The sequence below is a fragment of the Streptomyces sp. NPDC033136 genome, assembly GCF_055578235.1.
The window spans coordinates 120,989-139,870 of sequence record NZ_JBVIPD010000011.1 but is presented as its reverse complement, the minus strand read 5'-3'; the positions used below and the strand labels follow the sequence as shown (position 1 = coordinate 139,870).

16 protein-coding genes are annotated in these 18,882 nt (G+C 71.5%); 6 read left to right on the top strand and 10 right to left on the bottom strand.

Annotated elements, in window-relative coordinates; all coding sequences use genetic code 11:
• Positions 1-141: 141 nt before the first annotated feature.
• Together ACZ5TL_RS21770 and ACZ5TL_RS21765 are read right to left on the bottom strand one after the other, a co-directional pair.
• Positions 142-795: a DUF4360 domain-containing protein gene (locus tag ACZ5TL_RS21770; protein WP_468591722.1), complete on the bottom strand. Its 654-nt coding sequence runs from the start codon at positions 793-795 to the stop codon at positions 142-144.
• A gap of 339 nt (positions 796-1,134) precedes the next feature.
• Positions 1,135-1,332 (bottom strand): hypothetical protein, encoded by a 198-nt coding sequence (locus tag ACZ5TL_RS21765; RefSeq protein WP_468591721.1) that lies wholly within the window; start codon positions 1,330-1,332, stop codon positions 1,135-1,137.
• Positions 1,333-1,466: 134 nt separating this feature from the next.
• On the opposite strand from ACZ5TL_RS21765, the gene ACZ5TL_RS21760 reads away from it, so the two are divergent.
• Entirely contained in the window at positions 1,467-4,445 is a 2,979-nt protein-coding gene (locus ACZ5TL_RS21760) for a glycoside hydrolase family 35 protein (protein WP_468591720.1), read from the top strand.
• A gap of 101 nt (positions 4,446-4,546) precedes the next feature.
• Positions 4,547-5,653: a hypothetical protein gene (locus ACZ5TL_RS21755; RefSeq protein ID WP_468591719.1), complete on the top strand. Its 1,107-nt coding sequence runs from the start codon at positions 4,547-4,549 to the stop codon at positions 5,651-5,653.
• Between the two features lie 17 nt (positions 5,654-5,670).
• On the opposite strand, the gene arfA is transcribed toward ACZ5TL_RS21755, so the two are convergent.
• From arfA to ACZ5TL_RS21735, 4 genes are all read right to left on the bottom strand, one after another.
• Positions 5,671-7,185: an arabinosylfuranosidase ArfA gene (gene arfA / locus ACZ5TL_RS21750; RefSeq protein ID WP_468591718.1), complete on the bottom strand. Its 1,515-nt coding sequence runs from the start codon at positions 7,183-7,185 to the stop codon at positions 5,671-5,673.
• A 95-nt stretch (positions 7,186-7,280) separates the two neighbouring features.
• Positions 7,281-8,135, bottom strand: a complete 855-nt coding sequence (locus ACZ5TL_RS21745) for a carbohydrate ABC transporter permease (RefSeq protein WP_468591717.1) — start codon at positions 8,133-8,135, stop codon at positions 7,281-7,283.
• Positions 8,132-9,070: a carbohydrate ABC transporter permease gene (locus ACZ5TL_RS21740; RefSeq protein WP_468591856.1), complete on the bottom strand. Its 939-nt coding sequence runs from the start codon at positions 9,068-9,070 to the stop codon at positions 8,132-8,134. The genes ACZ5TL_RS21745 and ACZ5TL_RS21740 overlap by 4 nt, the downstream gene beginning before the upstream one ends.
• A complete protein-coding gene (locus tag ACZ5TL_RS21735) occupies positions 9,070-10,428 on the bottom strand; it encodes an extracellular solute-binding protein (protein WP_468591716.1) in 1,359 nt (452 codons plus the stop codon). Before ACZ5TL_RS21735 ends, ACZ5TL_RS21740 begins: the two co-directional genes overlap by 1 nt.
• 249 nt (positions 10,429-10,677) lie before the next feature.
• Here ACZ5TL_RS21735 and ACZ5TL_RS21730 point away from each other — a divergent pair, with 249 nt between their 5' ends.
• The 3 genes from ACZ5TL_RS21730 (at position 10,678) to ACZ5TL_RS21720 (ending at position 14,189) form a co-directional block, all read left to right on the top strand.
• On the top strand, positions 10,678-11,289 hold the full coding sequence (locus ACZ5TL_RS21730) for a toxin-antitoxin system, toxin component family protein (RefSeq protein WP_468591715.1): 612 nt from the start codon (positions 10,678-10,680) through the stop codon (positions 11,287-11,289).
• The gene (locus ACZ5TL_RS21725) at positions 11,286-12,515 is read left to right on the top strand and encodes an MAB_1171c family putative transporter (protein ID WP_468591714.1); all 1,230 of its coding nucleotides are present in this window, start codon (positions 11,286-11,288) and stop codon (positions 12,513-12,515) included. Before ACZ5TL_RS21730 ends, ACZ5TL_RS21725 begins: the two co-directional genes overlap by 4 nt.
• A 273-nt stretch (positions 12,516-12,788) precedes the next feature.
• The gene (locus ACZ5TL_RS21720) at positions 12,789-14,189 is read left to right on the top strand and encodes an FAD-dependent oxidoreductase (RefSeq protein WP_468591713.1); all 1,401 of its coding nucleotides are present in this window, start codon (positions 12,789-12,791) and stop codon (positions 14,187-14,189) included.
• 152 nt (positions 14,190-14,341) lie between these two features.
• Here the strand turns inward: ACZ5TL_RS21720 and ACZ5TL_RS21715 are convergent, their stop codons facing one another.
• From ACZ5TL_RS21715 to ACZ5TL_RS21700, 4 genes are all read right to left on the bottom strand, one after another.
• Complete coding sequence (locus tag ACZ5TL_RS21715; RefSeq protein WP_468591712.1) at positions 14,342-15,190, bottom strand: SMP-30/gluconolactonase/LRE family protein; 849 nt, start codon at positions 15,188-15,190, stop codon at positions 14,342-14,344.
• A complete protein-coding gene (locus ACZ5TL_RS21710; protein ID WP_468591711.1) occupies positions 15,187-15,960 on the bottom strand; it encodes an IclR family transcriptional regulator in 774 nt (257 codons plus the stop codon). The genes ACZ5TL_RS21715 and ACZ5TL_RS21710 overlap by 4 nt, the downstream gene beginning before the upstream one ends.
• Positions 15,961-16,214: 254 nt before the next feature.
• Complete coding sequence (locus tag ACZ5TL_RS21705; RefSeq protein ID WP_468591710.1) at positions 16,215-17,459, bottom strand: PucR-like N-terminal domain-containing protein; 1,245 nt, start codon at positions 17,457-17,459, stop codon at positions 16,215-16,217.
• Positions 17,460-17,461: 2 nt separating this feature from the next.
• Positions 17,462-17,614: a hypothetical protein gene (locus ACZ5TL_RS21700; protein ID WP_468591709.1), complete on the bottom strand. Its 153-nt coding sequence runs from the start codon at positions 17,612-17,614 to the stop codon at positions 17,462-17,464.
• Between the two features lie 215 nt (positions 17,615-17,829).
• Between ACZ5TL_RS21700 and pgfA the strand changes: the two genes are divergently transcribed.
• A complete protein-coding gene (pgfA, locus tag ACZ5TL_RS21695; protein ID WP_468591708.1) occupies positions 17,830-18,825 on the top strand; it encodes a cell envelope lipid trafficking protein PgfA in 996 nt (331 codons plus the stop codon).
• The last annotated feature ends 57 nt before the right edge of the window (positions 18,826-18,882 follow it).

Below are 18,882 nucleotides of genomic sequence, written 5' to 3'. Positions count from 1 at the left end.
TCGCAGAGCGTCGAGGTGACGACCGTGACGTGCGGGAAGGGAAGCGTGACTGAGCGCCTTCGTGAAGGCGACCGCTGAGGCGCTCGCAGAGCGGTGGGCCGAGCGCGGCCCACCGGTGCGGTGGGCCGCCCCCGTTCACGGTCAGGACTTCCCCGGGCACTCCTTCCACGCCAGGTGGTACACCGTGCTGATGTCCCCGTCCGTCGAGTCCATCGTCATGAAGCTGACCTTGTCGGCAGCCTGCGAACCGGCGTTGACCCGGAGTTCGGTGTTGATGTTGAAGTTGCGCTGGACTCCGCAGGGTGCGTAGACCAGTTGGGCCCAGTCCGTCTCGTCGGTGGCCTGCCAGTTGTCGTTGTACGGGCCGGCGAAGGGGTGACTCTTGGACACCGTGCTGGGCGAGCCCTGGAAGTAGTACGAGGCTCTCTGGGTGGCGCTCGCGCCGCGCTGGAGGGAGGCGAAGCCGCGGTAGTCGGCACTCGCGATGGCGTAGGTGAACCCCCCGGGAACATGGACCTTGAGGCTGAGCTGGCAGTTCTTGCGGAAGGCGGTGGGGGCGGAGCCGCCGCCGGCCTGGGCGAGGTAGTCGCTGTAGGTCACCGTGAAGGCCGTGTTGTCCTCGGAGACGGCGACCGCGGCCGTGCCCTGGGGGCAGCCGGAGCCGTTCACGGTGGCGACCTTGATGACGATCTTGTCCGGGGGCGGGTCGTCGAACCCGGAGGACGGGGATTGCGCGGGAAGTGCACTGGTGAGCAGTGCGGCGATCGCGCCGCTCAGGAACAGGCCACCGGCCATGGTTCTCCCATCCGTGCGTGGGGGGTGGATCACGACAGGGCATGCGCATGTCAAGCTAACTGCGCACACACTCCCGGTCTGTGACGGTTCCATGAAGGAGCCGTGAAGGTCGGGAGCGGTCGCATCGTACGCAGGGCGGGAGGGGTCGGCCAGGGCGCTCTCCGGCCATTCACAGTGGCGGGATCACACCAGGGAAAGGGACGCGGGGCGCGTCCGCGTGGGCCCCGTAGGCACCAGCGGTACCGGCGGCGCATAAGGTGCGTTAGCAGTGCGTCGGACCAGGACACCCCCGAGGACGCGATGAGGCTCACCCACCGGCTCCCCCGCGGACGCGGCCCGTCACGGGCTCTCCCGGTTCGCCTGTCCTGCCGCCGGCCGGTACCCACCGCCCCCGGCCCCACCGTGCCGGGTGTCGACGACACCGCCGCGCCGCAGGTCGCCGAGGGCCCTCTCGGGGACCGCTTGGGGGATGCTCCGCGCGGTGGCGACGGCCTCCGCCCCGGCCTGCCCCGCGTCCTGCCGGACGGCCGGGTCCACGACCCCTCGTACCGCCTGCTCCGCACGTGCCGAGAGCCTCGTACGGCCATGGGCGCGGCCGGCCTGTGGACAATGACGCACCAGCACCACACCAGCACCACGTACGGCACGGCAGCACAACAGGAGGCGCTCCCTTGGAGCTCAGCAGGCGTACCTTCCACGCTCTCGCCGGCACGGCGACGCTCGGCTTCGCGCTGACCGGCAGCGGGTCGCCGACCTCCGCGGGCCCGGCACGGTCCGTGCCCACGGGCCCGCCACCCCCGGTGCCGAGCGCGGACGGCCAGCGGCACAAGGTCGACTTCGACCGGTACTCGCTGCTCGTCGACGGCCGGCGTCTGGTGCTCTGGTCAGGCGAGATGCACCCCTTCCGGCTGCCGAGCCCGTCCCTGTGGCGGGACGTGCTGCAGAAGATGCGTGCCCACGGCTACAACGCCGTGAGTGTGTACGTCGCCTGGAACTACCACTCCCCCGCCCCCGGCCGGTACGACTTCACCGGTGTGCGGGACCTGGACCTGTTCCTGCGGATGGCCGCCGAGACGGGTCTGTACGTGATCCTGCGGCCCGGCCCGTACATCAACGCGGAGGTCGACGCGGGCGGCTTCCCCGGCTGGCTGACCGCGACCGAGGGCACCGCCCGGACCTCCGACCCGACGTATCTGCGGTACGTCGACGAGTGGCTGACCGCCGTCAACGCCATCGTCGCGAAGCGCCTGTTCACCCGGGGCACGGGCACGGTCCTGCTGTACCAGATCGAGAACGAGTACGACGCCCACGCCGGCGAGCCGACCGGGCGCGCCTACATGTCGTACCTGTACGAGAAGGTCCGCGCCGACGGCATCGACGTACCGCTGTTCCACAACGACAAGGGGCGGAACGGGGACTGGGTCCCCGGGTCGTTCGCCACCGGCGGGGAGAAGGGGCGCTGGCTGTACGGGTTCGACGGATACCCGGAGCCGGACCGGGTGCCACCCGACTGGGGGCACTTCGGGACCGGCGGCGCGACGGGCGGCGCCACGGCCAGTCCGCGCACCCCCGGGTTCATGCCCGAGTTCGGCGGGGGCTGGTTCGACCCGTGGGGCGGGTCCTGGTTCGACGGCAAGGGGTACGCCGAGGCGCGCCGTACCCGGGACGCGGCGTACGAGCGGCGCTTCCACCTCACCAACCTCGCCAACGGCATCACGCTGCACAACGTCTACATGACGTACGGCGGCACCTCCTGGGGCTGGCTGCCCGCGCCGGTCGTCTACACCTCGTACGACTACGGGGCCGCGTTCGACGAGGCCCGCAACGCCACCCCGAAGCTCGCCCCCATGCACCAGATGGGGCAGATGCTGCGGCACGTGCCCGACCTCGCCAAGCTGAAGCGGGGGAAGGCCGTACGGGCCGCCGACGAGCGGATCGAGGTCTACCACCTGACCAACCCCGACACCGGCGCCCACTTCTACGTCCTGCGCAACGACACCGACGAGGCGGTCACCTCGACGCTGCCGGACGCCGGGATCGACGTGCCGGTCACGGTCCCGGCGCGGGACGCCAAGCTGATCACCGCGGGGCTGAGGTTCGGGAAGCGGACGCTGGTGCTCTCCACCGTGCAGCCCATGCTGAGCCTGACCGCCGGGCGGCAGAACATCGTCCTGTTCGCGGGCCGACAGGGCGATCTGGCGCAGGTCGTGCTGGACTCCCCGGACGAACCGACGCCCATGCGGCTGGACCCGGAGCCCGCGTGGGCCTACAACCTCGGCAAGCTGTACGTCACCGCTCCGCTCGGCCCCGGTGGGCTGAGCCGGGTGCGGGTCGGGGACGACGGGGTGGACACGCCCATGCTGCTGCTGTTCGCCGACGACGCGACGGCCGTGCGGCTGTGGCCGTACGAGACGCCGTCCGGCTCGGTCCTCGTCTACGGTCCGGCGCTGCTGCGCTCGGCCACCCTGCGCGACTCCACGGTCCACCTCACCGGCGACACCATCGGCGAGACCGGCCTGGAGGTGTGGGGGCCGCGCGGGATCACCCACGTCACGTGGAACGGGCGCCCGGTGCCCGCCCGGATCAGCAACACCGGCAGTCTGCGGGCGCTCCGCCCGCTCCCCGGCGTGACCGCGCCGGCCCTGCCCGCTCTCGACGGCTGGCGGCGGCGGACCGAGAACCCGGAGGCCGAGCCCGGCTTCGACGACTCCGGCTGGACGACGGCCGACAAGCAGACGTCCTTCAGCACGACGCCCGTGCCCGACGGGCAGCCCGTCCTGTTCGCCGACGACTACGGCTTCCACTACGGCGACGTCTGGTACCGGGGCGAGTGGACCGGCGAGGGCGGCGTCGAGTCGGTCTCCCTCGCCTACAGCACTGGCACGCAGGGCCTGCTCATGGCCTGGCTGGACGGCGAGCCGCTGGGCACGCACCGGATGCCGGTACCGGACAAGGACCGGGCACGGCAGGGCACGTGGACCGCCGAGGCCGGCTTCGCCCTGCCGGAGGAACTGCGGAAGAGGTTCCGTGAGGACCGCCGCGGCGATGACGACCGGCATGTCCTGTCCGTGCTCGTCCGGCGGATGCAGCACGACATGGACGGCAAGGCGCTCGACACGCACAAGGCCGCGCGCGGACTGACCTCCGTCACCTTCGAGGGTGCCTCCCCGGAGGTGACCTGGCGCATCCAGGGCACCGCCATGTCCGACCCGGTGCGCGGGCCGATGAACACCGGCGGGCTGTACGGGGAGCGCGAGGGCTGGCATCTGCCGGAGTACGACGACCGGGACTGGAAGGACGCCGAACTGCCGCGTGCCGACCGGCGGCAGGGCGTCACCTGGTACCGGACGGACTTCCGGCTGGACATCGACCCGGATGTCGACGCCTCCGTCGGGCTCGCCCTGGACGACGACCCGGAGCGGGCCTACCGCGTCCAGATCTTCCTCAACGGCTGGAACATGGGCCAGTACATCAACGACGTGGGGCCGCAGCACACGTTCGTGCTGCCGAACGGGATCCTGCGCACACGTGGCGCCAACACACTGGCCTTGGCGGTGCTGTCCAACGGGACCACGCCGTCGGGGCCCGGCGAGGTGCGGCTGACGCTGCTGGGCGCCGCCGCCGGAGGGGTGCCCGTCAAGCCGGTGTGACCTCGCAGTGACCGGATCGAGCCGTCCCCGCGCATTGCCTTCTCCTTCGGGGTGGGCCACGGTGTTGCCCCCGCAAGCCACGCGACAGAGAGGGGAACCTCGTGCGAAGAAGGCGATTCATCAGCGGATTAGCCGGTGCCGGGGCGGGTCTCGGACTCGCCTCGGCAGGCGCCTGGCCGGCGGCCGCCGCGTCCGGCCGGGACGGCGGCGCGACACGCGAGTGGGAGGCGGTCGCCGCCCCGGAGGCCGCCCCGGCAGCCCAGTTGCTCGACGTGGCGGCCGCGGGTCCGGGCCTCGCCTGGGCCGTGGGTGAGGAGGGCCGCGACGGCGGTGTCCGGGGGACGGCGCTGGCCCTCGTGTGGGACGGCACCGCCTGGCAGCGCACCGGCCCCGGCTTCAGCGGCTACCTCCGCTCCGTAGCCGCCACCTCCGACGGCTCCGCCTGGGCCGTCGGTTCCGACACCTCCGGCACCGCCCGGCTCCTCGCCTGGGACGGACCGGCCTGGCGGGAGGCCGACTTCCCCGGGCGTGGGGCGACCGGCACGTCCCTCACTTGGGTCACGACCGGCCCCCGGGGCCACGTCTGGATCTCCGGCCGGAACAGCGACGGTTCGGTGCTGCTGCACGGCCACCGGGGCACGTGGACCTGGCTGCCCGCGCCCCCGGCCACGACCACCACCCCGCCCACCGGCGTCCACCGCGCGCTCTGCGGCGACATCTGGGTCTACGGCAGTGAGCTGGTCGCCCGCTGGGACGGCGAGACCTGGACCGTGCTGCCGACGCCCCTCGGCATCCGCGCCGGCTTCACCGGGCTGCTCCCGGTCGCCCGCGACGACATCTGGCTGACGGGCTACGACTACGGCGTCGGCGGCCCGCCCGGCAAGCCTCCGGGCGTCCGGCTGCTGCACGGCGACGGCGGCACCTGGGAGAGCGTCACGGCACCGTTCGGCGTCGGCATGCTGAGCGACATCGTGGGCGACGCGCGAGGACGGCCCGACCGTATCGCCGGGTGGGACTTCTGGGACCAGACCCGGGCCCACCACCTGCGCTGGGACGGCACGGCCTGGGTGAGCGAGCGGGGGCCGGTGGCCACGACCCCCGTCGTCATGAACGCCCTGACGACCGTGCCGGGTTCGGGGGGCTACTGGGCGGTGGGGACGACGTCGAGCTCGCCGTCCTCGTCCGCCCAGGTGCGCATCGAACGCTGACCGGCCCGCCCGGGCGGTCACGCCAGCCGGATCACGTTCCAGGACAGCGGCTCCAGGACGGCGCTCAGCGTGCCGTCCTGGACCACCGTGCCGTCGACCGGGTGCGGGGCGACGCGCTCGGGGTCGTCGAGGGTGTTGCGGGCGTCGGGGTCGGCGTCCGCGAGGGCGCTGTGCTCGACGACCGACGCCAGGCCGAGGCCGTTCAGGGTGACCTGGAGCGGCAGCGACTCGGTGCGGCTGCGGTTGACGGCGAAGACGGTGACCGTGCCGTCCTCGGCGCGCACGGCGGTGGCGTGCAGCAGGTCGGTCTCGCCGAACTTCTTCGTCGCGTACGTCGGCGAGTCCACCCGGACGTCGAGGACCTGGCCGCGGCCGTACCGGCTGGCCTGCGCGAAGGGGAAGAAGGTCGTCTGCCGCCAGGCCGGGCCGCCGGGCTCGGTCATGATCGGCGCGATGACGTTGACGAGCTGGGCGAGGCAGGCGACGGTGACCCGGTCGGCGTGCCGGAGCAGGGCGATGAGGAGCGAGCCGAAGACGACCGCGTCGGTGACGCTGTAGTTGTCCTCCAGCAGGCGCGGGGCCTCGGGCCAGTCGTCCTGCTCGAAGGTCTTGGCGCGGGCCTCCCACTCGGGCAAGTACCAGACGTTCCACTCGTCGAAGGAGAGGTTGATCCGCTTCTTCGACTTGAGCCGGGCGCCCACGTGGTCGGCGGTCGCGACGACGTTGTCGATGAAGGACTCCATGTCGACGGCGGAGGCGAGGAAGGAGTCGATGTCGCCGTTCTCGGGCCAGTAGTAGGCGTGCAGCGAGATGTAGTCGACGAGGTCGTACGTCTCCTCCAGGACCGTCGCCTCCCACTCGGCGAAGGTCGGCATGGACTGGCTGGAGGAGCCGCAGGCGACGAGTTCGACGCCGGGGTCCATCTGGCGCATGGCCCGGGCCGTCTCGGCGGCGACCCGGCCGTACTCCTCGGCCGTCTTGTGCCCGGTCTGCCAGGGGCCGTCCATCTCGTTGCCGAGGCACCAGAGCCGGATGCCGAAGGGGTCCTTGTCGCCGTGGCTCGCACGGAGGCCGGACAGGGCGGTGCCCTCGGTGTGGTTGGCGTACTCCTGGAGTTCGAGGGCCTCGGCGACCCCGCGGGTGCCGAGGTTGACGGCCATCATCGGCTCGGCCTGGGGGCCGATCTTGCGCAGGAAGTCGATGTACTCGGAGAGGCCGAAGCGGTTGGACTCCGTCGAGTGCCAGGCGAGGTCGAGGCGGCGGGGGCGGTCCTCGGCGGGGCCGACCGAGTCCTCCCACTTGTAGCCGGAGACGAAGTTGCCGCCGGGGTAGCGGACGGCTGTGACGCCGAGTTCGCGGACGAGGTCCAGGACGTCCCGGCGCAGGCCCTTGTCGTCGGCGGTGGGGTGGTCCGGTTCGAAGACGCCGGTGTAGACGCAGCGACCGAGGTGTTCCACGAAGCTGCCGAAGAGACGGGGATTGACCTCGCCGACGGTGAAGGCGGGGTCGAGGGTGAAGCGGGCGGTTCGCATGTTCGCCTTTCGGGGTGCGAGTTCTGTTTCGGTGGCGGCTGCGGGTGTGTGGGGGTTGCTCGCGCAGTTCCCCGCGTCCCTGTCGGGACGATCCTCTACTGCCCTGCCAAGCCGGTGTGGGCGACGCCCGCGACGATCTGACGCTGGAAGAAGACGAAGACGGTGATCAGCGGCAGGCCGGCCATGAGGCCGCCGGCCATGAGCTGCGCCCACTGGATGCCGTAGGAGTTCATGACGGTCGCGATGCCGTTCGGCATGGTCATCAGGTCGGGGTTGTTGGTCACCATGTACGGCCAGAGGAAGTTGTTCCACGAGGCGATGAAGGTGAAGATGCCGACCGCGGCGAGGGAGGGTCGGGAGAGCGGCAGGACGATGGTGAAGAAGACCCGCCAGCGGCCCGCGCCGTCGATGAAGGCGGCCTCCTCCAGCTCGCGCGGGATGCCCTGGAAGAACTTGTAGAGGATGTAGACCATCGCTGCGGGTGCGCACTGCGGCAGGATCATGCCCCAGTAGGTGTCGACCATGCCCATCTGCTGCACGGTGGTGAAGAGCGGCACACCGAGGACGGCGGGCGAGATCATCAGCCCGGCCATGACCAGGCCCATCAGGGGCTTCTTGCCGCGGAACTCGGTGCGGGCGAAGCCGTATCCGGCGAGGGCGCTCACGAGCAGCACCACGGACGTGACGCAGACGGAGACGACCACGGAGTTGACGAACCAGTTGGTGATGTTGCCGGTCTCGAAGAGGGCCGTCCAGGCCTGGCCCGTCCAGTCCTGCGGGAGCCAGTGCGGCGGGACCTCGACGGCCTCGGTCTCGGACTTGAGGGAGGTGAACAGGCCCCAGGCTAAGGGGGCCAGGAAGACGACCGAGACGGCTGCGCCGAGCAGGGTCAGGATGATCTGGCTGGGGGTCCACGGCTTGCGGGCCCTCACCGGTACGGCGGTGGTCATCGGGCGGCCTCCTCACGGTTGCGCAGCAGCCACATCCGGGCGAGGGCGACGGCCGCGATGATCACGAAGAAGATGACGGAGATCGCGGAGGCGTAACCCACGCGGTAGCTGGTGAAGCCCTCTTCGAGGGTGTACTGCACGAACGTGCGGGTCGATCCCTCGGGTCCGGGAAGGAAGTCCATCATCACGACGGCCTGGTCGAAGACCTGGAGCGAGGCGAGGATCTGGAGGGCGACGACGAGGCCGGTGATGTTGCGCAGCATCGGCAGGGTGATGTGGACCATGCGGTGCCAGGCGTTCGCACCGTCCAGCCTGGCGGCCTCGTAGAGGTGGCCGGGAATGCCCTGGAGCGCGGCGAGATAGAGCAGGAAGCTGAAGCCGACCGTCCACCACAGGGTCTGGATGACGATGGCGAGCATCGCGTACGACTTGTCGGCCAGCCACGGCGTCTCGATGCCGAAGACGTGGTTGATCATTCCTGTGCCGGGGTTGAAGAGCCACTGCCACAGGTTGGCCGCGACGGTGGACGGCAGCAGGAAGGGGGCGAAGAAGCACAGCCGCCACAGCCACTTGCCGCGCTCGATGTGGTGGGCGAGCATCGCGAGGAGGAAGGCGAGGACCGTGATGCTCGGGACGACCAGGAGCGTGAAGTACGCGCTGTGCCCGAGTGAGTCCCACATCAACGGGTCGTTGAGGGCCTCGCGGTAGTTGTCGAGGCCGACGAAGCTCGCGCCCTCGCCCGAGATGTTGGCGTCCGTGAAGCTGAGGTAGACGCCGCGCAGCAGCGGCCAGATCACGAAGAGCGTGAACAGGACGAGGAACGGGGCCACGAACCAGCCGCCGTGCTGGAAGCCCTGCCCCCGGCGGGGGGTGGCGCTGTCGGCGGCGGTCCTGGCGCGGGCGGGTGCGGCGATGGTCTGGGCGCTGGTCGCCATCACGCGGCCGCACCTCCTTCTGCGGCTGTTTGGCCGTCCATGGGGTTCTTCATGGCGAGCAGTCGGGTGAGTGCGCCCTCCATCCGGCGGGCGGCGGTCTCCGGCTTGGCGGAGCCCATCGTCGAGGCGGCGACGATGGGGCCGACGCGCTGGGCCAGGATGCCGGTGGAGCCCGCGAACCACACCTTCGGCTCGGTGGCCTGGTGGTCCATGGCGGAGACGTACTCGCTCTGCGGGTTCAGCTCCTTGTACGCGGCCGTGGACAGGGTGGGCGTGTACGCGGGGATGTGGCCGCCGGCGGCCCACTGCTGAGCATGCCGGACGACGTAGGCGGCGAGTCGGTGGGCCGCCTCGTTGGTGGCGCCGCCGCGGTCGGACTGGTGCGGCAGGACGAAGGCGTGCGACTCGGCGTGGGTGGCCGGATTGCCGAAGACGGGCGGCAGCGGGGTGGCGCCGTAGTCGATCTCGGCCCCGGAGTAGACCGGCACCGACCAGTTGCCCTCCCAGACGAAGGGGGAGCCGTTGAGGAACTGTTCGGCGCCGGCGAGGCCCGCGAAGCCAGGGTTGGAGTACCCGTCGGTGATGTGCCGGCGCAGGAACTCCAGGACCTGGGTGGCCTTGCCGGTGTCGAAGGTGACCTCGGTGTTGGCGGCGTTGAACCAGGTGCCGCCGAGCTGGGTGTAGAAGGCGACGAAGAACCACCACTGGAAGTTCTGGTCGTTGGACCACATGCCGATGGTCTGGAGCCCCTTCTTCGTGGCCTGCTTCGCCTGCTTCAGCACGTCGAACCACTCGTCGGCGGAGGTGACGGGCACGATGCGGCCGTCGTCGCCGAGCAGCCCCGCCTTCTTCAGCACGTCCTTGCGGTAGAAGCAGAGCTGGACGTGGATGTCGAGCGGGAGGGCGTAGAGCTTGCCGTCGATGACGGCGCGCTTCCACAGCACCGGGTTGAAATCCGCTTCGTGTACGCCGTACTTGGCGAGCAGGTCCACGTCCCAGGGGTCCAGGAAGCGGCCCGGTGAGAAGCCGGTGACCCGGCCCAGGTGCATGACGCCGAGGTCGGGTGCGCGGTTGCCCGCGGCCGCCATGGCGAGCTTGGTGTAGAAGGGGCTGCCCCACTGGAGGGTGGAGTCCTTCACCGCGATGTCCGGGTTGGCCGCACGGAAGGCGTCCAGCATCGCGATCATGTTGGAGCCGTCGCCGCCGCTGAAGAGGTTCCAGTAGCGCACGCGGGTGTCGGCGTCGGCGGCGAGTGCGTCGGCGCCCGTGCCGAGTGCGGCGAAGCCGAAGCTGCTCGCCACGAAGAGTCCGCCGAGCCCGCCGAGAAGCTGCCTGCGATTCAGGTCAGGTCGTCCCATGCCCTGCCCTTACGATCGATGACCAATATGCGTTCGGTATTTCGAAAGGCGCTCGTTACTTCGAACGGGACCGTAAGTTCGAAGCGCTTGCGCGTCAATGGTCCGGCCCAACTTCGAAGCCCGGCCTTCCGGGCGGGAACGGTCGTTTTCCGTTGAACATCGGACGTCGGATCGCATGACGCGCACACTTTCGGGCGCGTAGTCTCGGATCGCTACCAAGCCGTCACCCGGTGGTGAGAAGGGGGAGCGATGGACATCGCGGGCGCGCGGACGATGGCCGCCCGAGCGACCGCCGCGCTCAGGCGCTCGCGCCGCGGCTCCGCCATGCGCGGCCTGGCCGCCGAGCTCGCCGCCGCGGTCCGGGCGAGACCCGAACCCCCCACCGGCGTACGGTCGTTGTGCCGGGCGCTGTGCGAGGAGATGAGCGCGCGGCGCGGCGGGCGGCCCGTCGAGCTGCGGTTCGAGCCCTTCCCCGACGAGATCGAAGTGACCGGCCTGTGGGTGGAGTTCCAGGACTTCGACCTGGTCATCGTCGAGGAACGGGCCGAGGCGGTGCAGCAGTTGGTCATCCTCGGACACGAGCTGTGGCATCTGCACGCGGGGCACGGCCACCACCATGTCGCCGGCACGGCGGCGGCCCGGGCCCTGCACCGGGAGCCCGGCTGGACGTCGACGGCGCTGACGGTGGCGGCCCGGGACGGATCACGCGAGCGGGACGAGGCCGAGGCCGACGCGTTCGGGCACCGGCTGGCGGCCGGGTGCCGGGCACTGCTGCCGGGCGGGCGCGGCCCGGACGTGCCCCTCGAACCCCTGCAGCGGTCCCTGGGCTACCGGGGCCCGCGAGGAGGTGCGGTCCGGTGACGACGGTGGCCCTGACGCCGGTCGAGTTCGTCAACCAGTTGTATCCGAACTTCTGGTGGATCCCCGCCGGGATCCTGGCCGCCGCCCTGGCCATCAAACTGCCCAGCATCATCCGGCTCTGGAAGGACCCGCTGCTGCGCGCGGTCGGCGGGCTGCTGCTGCTCGCCTGCGCGGTGTTCGTGTTCGTGGCGCCGTCGACGATCGCCCGGGTCAACCGGCTCACGGGAGTGGCGAACTTCTCCGGCCCCTGGGTCTACTCGCTGCTCACCGCGTTCTGCGCCTCCTGTCTGCTGCTGATCATCACCTGGCGCAACGGCCTGTCCGACCGTTCGGACCGCACCCGGCGGGCGATGCGCGGAGTCGTGGTGGTCTACGCGTGTGTGATCGTCGCGATGTGGGTGCTGTTCGCTCTCGCGGACGTGCCGGAGGAGCGGCTGCGCGATCTCGACACGTACTACGCCAACACCCCGTACATGCGCGAGGTGATCGTGCTCTACCTGCTCGCGCACACCGTCGCCGCACTGGTCACCAACGGGCTGATCTGGAACTGGATCCGCACGGACGGGCTGGACTCGCTGCTGCGCTGGGGGCTGAAGTTCCTCGGCGTGGGCTACGCGGCGCAGTTGTTCTTCGACGCCGCCAAACTCACCGCCGTGGCGGCCCGTTGGTCCGGGCGGAACCTGGACTGGCTGAGCACGGCCGTCGCCCCGCCGCTCGCCTGCCTGTCCGCCGTACTCATCGCGGTCGGCTTCATCCTCCCGCACGCCGGGCAGTACCTGCACGGCCGCTGGCACGTCCGGCTCGCCCACCACGAACTGCGACCGCTGTACCAGCTGATGAGGACGGTCAACGGTGACGGTGTCCCGTTCCTGCTGCGCGCCACGCCGGAGCTGCGGCTGGTCCGCCGGGAGACGTTCATCCGCGACGCGCTGCTGCCGCTCGCCCGCTACATCGACGAGGACCGGCGCGAACGGTTCCACGATGCCGCCCTCGCCCTCGGCCACCCGCCCGACCGGGCCAAGGCACTCGCCGCCACCGCGGCGATCCTGGACGCCGTCGAGGCCAGGAACCGGACACGGGAGGACGACGGCATCGGTGCCCGCGACACCACGGACCTGCTGCGCGAGATCGGCTCCGTGTCCCGGGCCCTGCGACGCACGGACGACCTCCGTGCGATCCGTGCCCGGGCGCGTGACCTCAAGGACGGCAAGTCGCTCACCGGCTGACCGCGCCCCGGGGCCGGCGGACCCCGCGGCCACGGCGCCCCGCGCGGCTGTGGCCGGTAACCGTCGCACTCGGCCGCATGGGCCGGTGGGACCTGCGCCAGGAGGGTCGCGAACACGCTACGTGAAGGTACGGTGAGAGCCGTCCGGAACAAGAGTCCGCATGGCTCGAAACCGGTGCCGGCGAACGGCGTTGTGCGCCACACGGCTGTGGCCGAACGCCGCGGAAAGCCCTCAGGGCGGGGGGAGCCTTCATGGCTGAGTGCGAGGAGTCGCATGTCGCGTAGAGCTGTCGTCATCGGTGCTGGTCTGACCGGCATGCTGGCCGCGGCGGCCCTGTCCGCCGTCGCGGACGAGGTGGTCGTGCTCGACCGCGACGATCTGCCCGAGGGGCCGGAGCACCGCAAGGGCCTGCCGCAGGGACGTCACGCGCATCTCCTCCTGGCCGGCGGACTGGCAACGATGGAGGACCTGGTGCCGGGCGTGAGCATGCGCAAGCACCTGCTCGCCGCCGGTGCGCACGAGATTCCGCTCGGCTCGGGCATGGTCGCCCTCACGCCCGAGGGCTGGTTCCGGCGCTGGCGCCACCCCGGCCCGCGGATGCTGACGTGCACCCGGGCGCTGCTCGACTGGGCGGTGCGGGCCGCGGTGCTGGACAACACGGGGGTGGTGATCCGTAAGGCGAACGTGCTGGAGCTGACGGGGTCGCGGCAGCGTGTGACGGGGGTCCGCCTCGCGACTGCCGCCGGGGACGAGGAGCTCGCCGCCGACTTCGTGGTGGACGCCGGCGGCCGTGGCTCGCGGATCGTGACCTGGCTGGCGCGTCTGGGCGTCGACGACGTGCGGGAGAAGACGGTGGACGCCGGCCTGGTCAACGCCACCCGCCTCTACCGCACGCCCGAGGGCGCCGAGCGCTTCCCCCTGACCATGGTGCAGGCCGATCCGTACCGGGGACGGCCCGGCCGCAGCGGCATGGTGCTGCCGATCGAGGGCGGCCGCTGGATGGTGAGCCTCGCCGGCACACGGGGCGGTGGGGAACCCCCGTCCGATCCGGACGCGTTCCTCCGGTACACCCTGGAACTGCCCGACCCCATCGTGGGCCGGCTGATCTCCGGCGCGGAACCGCTCACCGAGGTCCACGTCAGCCGCAGCACCAGCAACCACCGCCGGTACCTGGAGAAGGTCCGCTCCTGGCCCGGCCGCCTCGTCGTCCTCGGCGACGCGCTGGCCACGTTCAACCCCGCCTACGGACAAGGCATGTCGGTGGCCGCGCTGGAAGTCCGGGAGCTGGCCCGCGAACTGCGGCGGGCGGGCCTCGGGGGGCCCGGGCTGGCCCGGCGTGTTCAGCGGCGTGCGGCCGGGCCGGTACAGGCCGCGTGGGCGATGGCGGTGAGCCAGGACGTGTGGTTCCCCGGGACGCGCGGGGGCTCGCCCGGGGTCGCCGACCGTCTGGTCACCGCGTACACGCGCCGCATGATCCGCACGGCGACCGGCTCGTACACCGCGGCGTCGGCGGTCTGGGACGTGATGAGCATGACGACGGGGCCGGCCCGGCTGCTCCGGCCCTCGACGGTGCTGGCGACACTGAGCGGACCGCCGCTGCCGGCAGCGGTGGCAGCGCCGTTGACGGCGGAGGAACGGGCGGTCCTACGCCGGCTGGACCGGACGGGACGCTGAGACGAGGGCACCGCTCCGGCGCCCGCCGACGTTCTCACCTACGGGCGTCACGGGGCCCCGGACGCCGTCGTCCCGCCCCCTCGGTGTTGTCGGTCCGGGCATCGCGGGGTCCCGGCCGCGCTCGCCCCGCCCCGTGCCGTCCCCTTCCCCCGTCAGCCGGCGAACGCGGGCTGGGACAGGCCCTTGCCCGCACCGGGCACCACGAACAACGACCCCGCCAGGGCGGGCGGATCCGTCAGCCCCGTACGTGCTGTCGTCACGTACAGATCACTCAGCCCGGCCCCACCGAACGCACAGGCCGTGACCAGCTGCACCGGCAACTCGATCACCCGGTCCAGCCGCCCCTGCGGCGTGTACCTGCGCACCGCCGCTCCCTGCCACAGGGCCACCCACACGCACCCGTCGGCGTCCACGGTCAGCCCGTCGGGGAACCCGGCACCGTCCTCGATCCCGACGAGGGCCCGGCGCCCGGACACCCGCCCGTCCGTGTGGTCGAAGACGTCGATCCGGCGGGTCGGGGAGTCGATGTAGTACATGAGCCGCCCGTCGGGGCTCCACCCCGTGCCGTTGCTGACGGCCACGTCGTCGAGCACGACGTCGACCGAGCCGTCGCCGGTGACGCGGGACAGCGTCCCGCCCCCCGGTGCCTCGTCGTAGCGCATCGTGCCCGCCCACAGCGCACCGTCGGGCGCGACCGCGGCGTCGTTGGCGCGGCGGCCGGGGACCGGCTCGTGGTGCAGCCACCGGAAGCCGCCGTCCGGGTCGAGGAGACCGATCCCGTCGCGCAGGTTGAGCACCAGTCCGCCCCCGGTACGCGGCTTCACGGCGCCGATGTGCTGTTCCGTGCGGCGCATGGTGCGCCGCCCGGTGGCGGGGTCGTAGGTGTGCAGGCGGGAGCCGAGGATGTCGATCCAGAGGAGCCGGCCTGCCGCCGCGTCCCAGGTCGGCCCCTCGCCGAGCTCGGCCTCGGCGCGGACGGCGACCTCGTACGGCGTCGTCATGCCGGGCTCCGGTGGCCGAGGTGCTCGGACAGCTCGGCGGCGCCCTTCACGGCGAGCTGCTCCAGCTCGGCACGGCGCTCCTCGCTCCAGCGGATCATGGGCACGGAGATCGACAGGGCCGCGACGACCTGCCCGGTGCGGTCGCGGACCGGTGCGGCCACGCAGCTGACGTCCGGGTTGGACTCGCGGTTCTCCACGGCGAGGCCCCGCTCACGGATCTCGGCCAGGGCCTCGCGCAGGGCACCCGGGTCGGCGATGCTGTTGGGGGTCATCGCGACCAGCTCGGCGCTGTCGGGGATCCGCGCGGTGAGCTCGTGCTCGGGAAGGGAGGCCAGCAGCATCTTGCCGACGGAGGTGCAGTGGGCGGGCAGCCTGCGGCCGGCCGCCGACACCATCCGCACGGCGTGCGTGGAGTCGACCTTGGCGATGTAGATGACGTCCGTGTCCTCGAGGATCGCCACGTGCACGGTCTCGTCGCAGGTCTCGGCGACGGACCGGGCGACCATCTGCCCCTCGGCGGCGAGGTCGAGCTGCTCGGCGTAACGTGCTCCGAGCTGGTACGGGCGTACGCCGAGCCGGTAGCGTCCCGGCTGGCCGGGCACGGGGACGATGTACTTCCGGGCGGCGAGCGTGGTCACCAGCTCGTGCACGGTGGTGCGTGGCAGCTGGAGCTTGCGCACGATGTCGGGGGCGGAGAGCGTCCCGTCCCCGTCGAGGAAGAGCTCGAGAATGTCGAGAGCCCGGGTCACGGCTGGTACGAGGCGTCCCACGACCGGCCCCCTCCCTAATGTGTCTCAGCGCCCGCGTTCGATATTTCAACAGGCGATCGGCATGACGAACACAGGCTAGCCATAGAGGTTTGCCCCGGCAATGGGCTGAGGCAGAGCTTGCGGAAACCCACGAGCACCCCACGGGCGCGTTCTGTGCACATCGAAGCGCCGGTGTGCGACACGTCACAGGGCCGGACCGGCCCGGCCGGGAGCGGCGGTGAGCATCGCCGGGTGTGCCGCCCGGCCCGCCCGGCTCACCTCCGCCCCCGCATCACCCCCAGCTCCCCCCGCAACCGCTGGGCCCGCAGCACCAGTTCCAGTTCGAAGCGGCGGTCGGGGTCGTCGATCCCGTCGCCCCACAGTTCGCGGATCTGGCGGAGGCGGTAGCGGACCGTCTGGGGGTGGACGCCCAGGCGGGTGGCGACCTCCGGGGCTCCGCCCCGGGTTTCCAGCCAGGCCAGGAGGGTTTCCGCCAGGCGGCGGCGGTGGGTGGGGCCGCAGTGGGTCAGGGGGGCCAGGCATCTGAGGGCCAGGTCGTCGATCAGCTCCTCGGGCTGGAGGAGGACCAGGGCCTCGGTGTGTTCGGTGCAGTGGAGGACCCCGCCCGCGGGCAGCAGGTCCCGTTCCATCAGGCGTACCGCCGCCTCGGCCCAGCGCAGGGACTTCGCCGCGTCGGCTAGCGGGACGGGCGGGCCGATGGCGCCGGACCAGCCGGTCAGGGCCCGCTGCAGGAGTTCGGGGCGGCCCGCCGCGTCCGGCTCGGGGACGACCATGCGGGGCTGCTCGTACTCCATGTCGAGCAGGACACCCTGCCCGACCGCGGGCGCCATCGCCTCGCGGGCGGGACGCAGCAGGACGCCGACCGCGACCTTCGCCGGCAGGGGCCAGCCGATGCGGGCGGCGCGTTCGGTGAAGGCCTCGGTGGGGTCGCCCCGGTGGTGCTCGGCGAGGAGCAGGTCCAGCAGGCGGCGTTGCAGGCGCAGGCGTTCGCCGGCCTGGCGGGCCGCCGCCTCGGCGTAGCCGCGTACGGACTGGTCGACCAGGCCGTCGAGGTACTCGTAGCCCGCGTCGACGAGTTCGTACATCGCCGGGGGCGGGATCTCCACGCGCTGGCCGATGTCGGCGAAGCGGCGCCAGGCCAGGCGCACGCCCATGCGGTAGATGGCCTGGAGCGAGTCCAGCGAGCGGCCGTTGAGGCCCTCGCCGCGGCCGAAGTCCTGGAAGACGCCCGGCGGGACGGTCGGGCGTCCCTCCGAGTTCTCCAGGTGCTGCACGAAGACCTCGATGGCGCGGCGGATGCCGACCATGGCCATCGGCTCGCCGGAGTCGTCGAGGACGACGGGCAGATGCGGGTACTCGCGCTGGATCTCGCGGAGGATCTCCTCGGCGAGTTCGGGCGCCTCGGCCATGGCGATCGCCGCGAACCGGCGCACCTGAAAACGCGGTACGTCGTGCCAGGCCGAGCGGTTCGTGACGGTTCCGGTGCGGGCGGCCGTCACGCTCAACCTCCCTGACCGGCTCGCTCGTACGTGATCAGGGGCGTGTTCGGCTGGTCGGGTGTGGCTTCGAGCAGCGCGACCACGCCCAGCGCGGCGCCCACGGCGAGGGCGGCGGCGAGCGCGACGGTCAGCGCGGCAGCGCGCAGTCTGGACATCGCAGGGTCAGCCTCTCTGTCCGGATTCGTCCGGAGGTCGTCCGGAGGTTTCCCCACCCCGGCGTCCCGTCCCTGCCTGTCGGGCCCCAGTGTCGACCGGCATTGACACCCAGTCAAGAGGGGCTTACGGTTCCCGGCCCAAACGCACGCGCACATCTCGCCGCCGTGCCGGCCCTCTCGTACGTCAAGCCGTCCCAAGCCACTGGAGTGCCCGGATGCGCCGTACAACCTCTCCGTTTTCCCTGGTCGTGCTGGGTCTCGGCACGTTCCTGCTGGTACTGGCGCCACTGCTCGCCTGGTACGTGCAGCCGCGTGCCGCGGTGAACCCGATCGACATCGACACGACCGCCGTCTACACCGGCCGGGGCAGCGTCTTCGACACTGACCGGATCGAGACGGTGCCCGACCAGAAGATCACCGTGACCCAGCGGGTGCGCGGCAACGTCGCGGACAGCGAAGCCAGCGGCAACGCCGTCTGGGACGTGACGACCACGGTCGACACCGACAAGTCACTGCCGGCCGCCGACCCGCACGACGCGCTGGACTTCGTGCCCCACCGCTGGGTGATGGACCGCCGGACCACGCGGCCCGTGCACTGCTGCGGGGAGAAGCCCTACTTCGAGGGTGAGGCGTACCTGAAGTTCCCCTTCGACGTGCAGAAACGCTCCTACCAGTGGTGGGACAACACCCTCGGCGACACGGTCGTGCTGCGCCACCGGGGCACCGCGAAGGTCCAGGGGTACACGGGCTACAAGTTCACCGGCTCGGTGCCGCCGACGAAGACCGGCACGCGGATGGTGCCCGGCAGCATCGTCGACGCGCCGGGCCGGCCGCAGGTGCTGGCCGAGGAGTGGTACTCCAACCACGGTTTCGAGCTGATCGTCGACCAGGCCACCGGCCGGGTGCTGTACGCGCAGACCGGGCCGAAGCGGACCCTGCGGGTGCCGGGCGGGAAGAAGGACGCGGCCGTGCTGCTGGACAGCGAGAAGCTCTCCTTCACGACCGCGACGCAGAAGGAGGCGGTGCGGCAGGCGAAGCGTGACAGCGGCCAGCTGCGGCTCGTCGGCACGACGTTGCCGATCGGCGCCGGGGTGGCGGGCTTCGTCCTCGCGGTGGTGGGTGGCGTCCTCGTGGCGCGTGGGCGGAAGGAGCCGGAGCAGCCGGTTCCGTCTGAAACGTCCGGTACGCCCCAGCCCACGCTCACGATGTGATGTGACGTCAGTTCTAACAAAGCCGGAAATTGTCACGTCGGTGAGTAGCCGTGGGCG